The following is a 4735-nucleotide window of genomic DNA, read 5'->3' as shown; positions in this document are numbered from 1 at the left end:
AACCTGGCCAGAAGGAGGCAATATCAATATGATGCACGGCGACAGCAGGGTGATGGTGGTGGTGTGTTTGGAGACAGCCAGTTTACCAGCACCCTGTCTGTCAACTTCCACTTCCCCAAGATCCCGCGAAGAACCTTTTTTATTGCCTCGCCCACAGCAAAGAAAAAGCGCGGCTGCCGGTCGGCAGTCGCGCTTTGCTTACTCTCTCGGTGTTATCCCGCCCTTGGCGAGGCGGAATTCAACCCGGGGTTGCCGAGCCAACCCCGGGCTCGATGGGAAAGACTTACTTGGCGCTGCACTCCTGGATGATGACGCTGCCCACCTCGCCGGAAGTCTGAGTCGGGTCAACCTTCACCAGGAAGCTCCACAGACCCTGTTCCAGCGTGATGCTGTTGTTGCCCATGCCACCGTCGCCGTGCTGGAGCGGGTAAACCTGCTCGGGCTCCAGTGCGATCAGGGTGCCACCGGCATCCTTCACGAAGAACTGCTTGCTCCAGTTGTCATCGTCGTTGGCAAACTTGAAGTCAAAGCTGCCCGCGTAGTTGAAGGCGGCCTGATAGATGGCGAGGTTGCCTTCCATCCCCTTGTAGCTCAGCTGGTAGGCCGGCTGGGCGTTCCAGTCGCTCAGACTGCCGCGCACATAGAGCGGGAAGCCGAGCGGATTGCCCGCGACGGTATCCAGCACCTTGCAGCTCTGCGCCGGTTCGGTGTAGCTGACGCTCAGGGTGGGCTTGTCCTTGTTCATGGCGGTGAAGACAAACTTGTAGGTGCCAGCCTTCTCCACGTTGAACGGCAGATCCCCGCCATTGGCACAGAGCGTATTGACCTGGCCGGTCGCAAGCTGGTCGGTATCGCTGCACTTGCCGTAATTGACGGGGCCGCTCCACTCGTTGCCAGCGATCTTCACCTGGGTCGACCCCAACTGATCCGTCGTCACCTCGGTGGTGAACTCATAGGTGAAGTTGCCACTGAAGTTCATCTTGTTGACCGGATCCCACTGATTCAGGAAACCGCGCACGAACACCTCGGTGTCACCAAAGGGAGGCAAGGTGCTCAGATCCGTCTTCTTGCTCACCGGCAGCCCCGCGCCCTGGGCACCGCTCTGCGGCTTGACGAACACCGCCGCCGACCAGGCGCCAAGGGTCAGCTGACCGCTGTCATTGGCCGCCCCGCTCGCGATGCTGTCGGAGTCACGGTGGGCACCGCTCAGGACCATGCCGGTCAGATCGATGGGCTGATCCTTGCCGTCACGGAAATCGCCGATGCTCTGGGGCTGATTGGTGGCGTTGATCATCACCACCAGGCCGTCGATGGCCGGATCCAGATCCGCACCGGCGCCCACCCCGTCATCCACACTCATCACGATGAGACCCGGGATCTGCTCAGGGCCGGTGTTGCGGAAGTCGACCCGCTTGATCACCTCGGCGCCGCTGCCAAGACGCAGCAGACGAGAGGATTGACGCAGTTCGGAGAGCTCCTGGTAGAAGTTCACCATCTGATGCATCTCGGCCGAACCCGGCTTGGCGTGCTGGCCAAGCACCTGCTCGATCAGCTCGTAGTTGGCCTCGTCCTTGTCCTTGCGCGGCAAGCCCTTGTCGAAGTTGTTGTCGCCAAGGGTGTAATCGACCCGGTTGTACCAGTCACCGGAGTCGTAGCTGTCCCGCTCCATGGACTTGGAGCGTAGCAGTTCGACACCCGCGTGGGTGAAGGGAATGCCCTGACCCAGCATGGCAGTCGCCAGAGAGACCCCCTGCATCCGCACCAGGTCGGCCCCGGCGGGTGCCTTGTACACCAGGTTGTCGAACAGGGTCTGGTTGTCGTGCTTGTCGACATAGTTCTGGATTTCGGTCGGATCCTGGGCATAGCCCGCCGGTTGACCGTTGTAGTCGATGTCGGAGCCTTTCTTCGGAATGCCGTCCTTGTCGGTCAGCACGAACTCCTTGAGGTTGCCCGCCATGCCGAGGCGCACCAGATCGGACTGATGCAGAGCGGTGGCGAGATCGACGCCGTCCAGCTCGTTGGCATCCACCAGGGCACCGTTGCCAAAGCCCTGGGTCTTGCGAATGGCTTCGCCGCCGTCGAACGGGCTGCCCCCGCGCACCGCATCACGCAGCCGGTCGGAGAAGGAGCCGATGCCGGTACCGGCCAGATGCTTCTGGGTCGCCTGCACGAAGCGCTTGTCATCCTGTACCTCGCCGAAGTTCCACCCCTCGCCGTAGAAATACATGTCCGGATTGACCTTCTTCACCTCGGCCAGGGCCTGCACCATCTGATCTTTCGGGTGATGGCCCATGAGGTCGAAGCGGAAGGCATCGATCTTGTAGTCCCGTGCCCAGGTGACCAGAGAGTCATCCATCAGCTTGGCGAACATGGCGTGTTCCGGCGCCGTGTTGGAGCAGCAGGTGGAGTTTTCCACCGAACCGGTCTCCGGATTGAGGCGCTGGTAGTACCAGGGCACAATCTTGTCGAGCACGGATTTGGAACCGAGACCCGCTTCGTTGGTGTGGTTGTAGACCACGTCCATCACCACGTTCATGCCGATGTTCTGCTTGATGGCCTGCACCATCTCGCGGAACTCCTTGATCCGGGTCGTCCCCTCCGCATTGGTGGCGTAGGAGCCTTCCGGAGTGGTGTAGTGGTAGGGGTCATAGCCCCAGTTGAAGGAGTCCACCCCGCGCAGATAGCCGTACAGCTCCTGCACCACGGGGTTCTCCTTGCTGTCGCTGGCTTGCAGATCACCGAGCACGGCTTCGATGGTCTCGCCGCCACCACAGTGGCTGGCAAACCTGGAGTTCTTGACCTCGGGATTGACCTCGCACAGCTTGCTGAAGTCATCGCCGATGTTGGCCACCTTGGCCGGATCCTCGTTGACGGTGGCGATGTCGAACACCGGCAGCAGCTGCAGGTGGCTGACGCCGCTCTTGGCCAGGGATTTCAGGTGGGTGACGGGCACGCTGTCGCTGTCGGTCAGCCCGAGGAACTTGCCGCGGTGATCCACCGGCGTCGACTCGTCGTTGCCGGTCAGATCCCGGACGTGGGCCTCATAGATGGTGATGTCGGCGGGGTTCTTCTGGCTGTGGGGCGCCTTGAGGCTGTCCCAGCCTTCCGGCTTGAGGGCCGGATCGTCGAGATCCACCACCTGGCTGAACTCGGAGTTCATCGCCAGGCTCAGGGAGTAGGGGTCGGTCACCTGATAGGATTCCAGCTTGCGGCTGACCGGGTGATAGACCTGGATATCGTAGCGGTAGTATTTGCCGACAAGATCGCTGCCCCCCTGCACGCTCCAGCTGCCGCTGGCCTCGTCCAGGGTCATGGCGCGCTCGCCAAGCGACTTGTGCTGCTCGTCGAACAGCGCCAGCTTGACCGACTTGGCGGTCGGTGCCCAGAGCCGGAAGGTGACATTGCCCCCCTCCACCACGGCGCCGTAGGCCAGCTTGGTGGCCGCCTCGCTGTAAAGGGCATCGAGGGCACCGGCACTCTGCACCAGGGTCGCCCCCTGCAGGATGCCGTCCGCATCGGTCCCGATGGCGACCAGCTCACCCTTGAGCAGGGGCTTGAGATCTTTCCCCGCAGGCAGGGCGAAGGCGGCGGCATCCTTGAGATGCGGGTATTTGGCCTGCTGCTCTTCGGTCAGGCTGGTCGGAGTCAGCTTGAGGTAGGGGAAATCGAATACACCCTCGCTGTTTGCGGTGATGGTGCCTGACTCTGTGTAGTAGAGGCGCACATAGGGCTTGTCCTTGCCCCCTTGCCAAATCAGGGTGTTGTCGTCGATGAGATGAGCACTGGCCCCCGCCACGCCGAAGGCGGCGGTGAAGGCTTCCGCCCGGCTGCCGAAGATCTCGTTCTTGCCGGCGACGATGGCCACGGTGCGATCCGGGTGATCACTGAAGACCACCTTCATGTCGCTGCCGGTCAGGTTCGCGAGATCGCCGTTGCGGGCGATGAAGTTGATGCAGCCTTCCATCTTGGAGAGCGGCACGACCCAGGCCGGACCAAAACTGTCCGCCGCGGACGGCGTCTTGCTCTTGTCATCCCAACCGGTGTTGAGGCCGCCCTCCGAGGTCGAGTTGCAGGCGTCGTTGTTCCACAGGTGCAGGCTGTGGCTGGCGAACGGGCCGGTGACACCGCGCGCCGCGCTGGTCTGGGTATCCACCAGGGCGATGACCGCTTCGTCGGGGCCGGCCGTCAGCAGTTCGGCCGGGGGCTGGACGTTGGGAAGACGAGCGACGGGCTCATCCTGAGGGGCAGGAGCAGAAGAACTGTTGTCGTTACAGCCTGACAAAAGCGCGAGCAGTGAGGCTGTTACCAGCGCCACTTTGGTCTTTTTCATATCCATTTTTTTATAATTCCCGCTGTAGTTAGTCTCGATATCCGAGTACCCGGTCATTGCCGAGCGGTGTCATATTAATCAGCGGGAATTGCCGTAAATGTGAGCGGATGGGCAAAAAAAACCAATCCGCATCAACAAGATAACGTTTTCATAACGAAAACTCGATCGCGCTCACAGACCTGGCACCGCTTTCGGCCCATACCAGCGGAAAGAGGGGAGCGAGTGACGAAATCAATGTCCAATCAAATGGATAGAGGGGGCTCATGTACAGAACCTTAAGCGGCAAGCGAATTAATAATACCGTCTAACGTGTTGTTTTGCTTGGATTTTCTCTGCCTACTCTTTTTGCCGTTTTTGGATAAATACACCATTGCCCACTCCAACTTCTCTGTTATTTCCTGCCAC

At 60.7% G+C, this 4735-nt stretch carries 1 protein-coding gene; it reads right to left on the bottom strand.

The window, feature by feature from the left end:
• Nucleotides 1-283 precede the first annotated feature (283 nt).
• The gene (gene pulA, locus J9892_RS20495) at nucleotides 284-4336 is read right to left on the bottom strand and encodes a pullulanase-type alpha-1,6-glucosidase (RefSeq protein ID WP_210538807.1); all 4053 of its coding nucleotides are present in this window, start codon (nucleotides 4334-4336) and stop codon (nucleotides 284-286) included.
• Nucleotides 4337-4735: the final 399 nt, after the last annotated feature.

Origin of the sequence: Aeromonas sp. Prich7-2, assembly GCF_017939255.1 — a bacterium.
In the GTDB taxonomy this organism is placed as follows: domain Bacteria; phylum Pseudomonadota; class Gammaproteobacteria; order Enterobacterales; family Aeromonadaceae; genus Aeromonas; species Aeromonas caviae.
The sequence above is the reverse complement of the archived record's forward strand: the minus strand, read 5'-3'. Positions and strand labels throughout refer to the sequence as shown.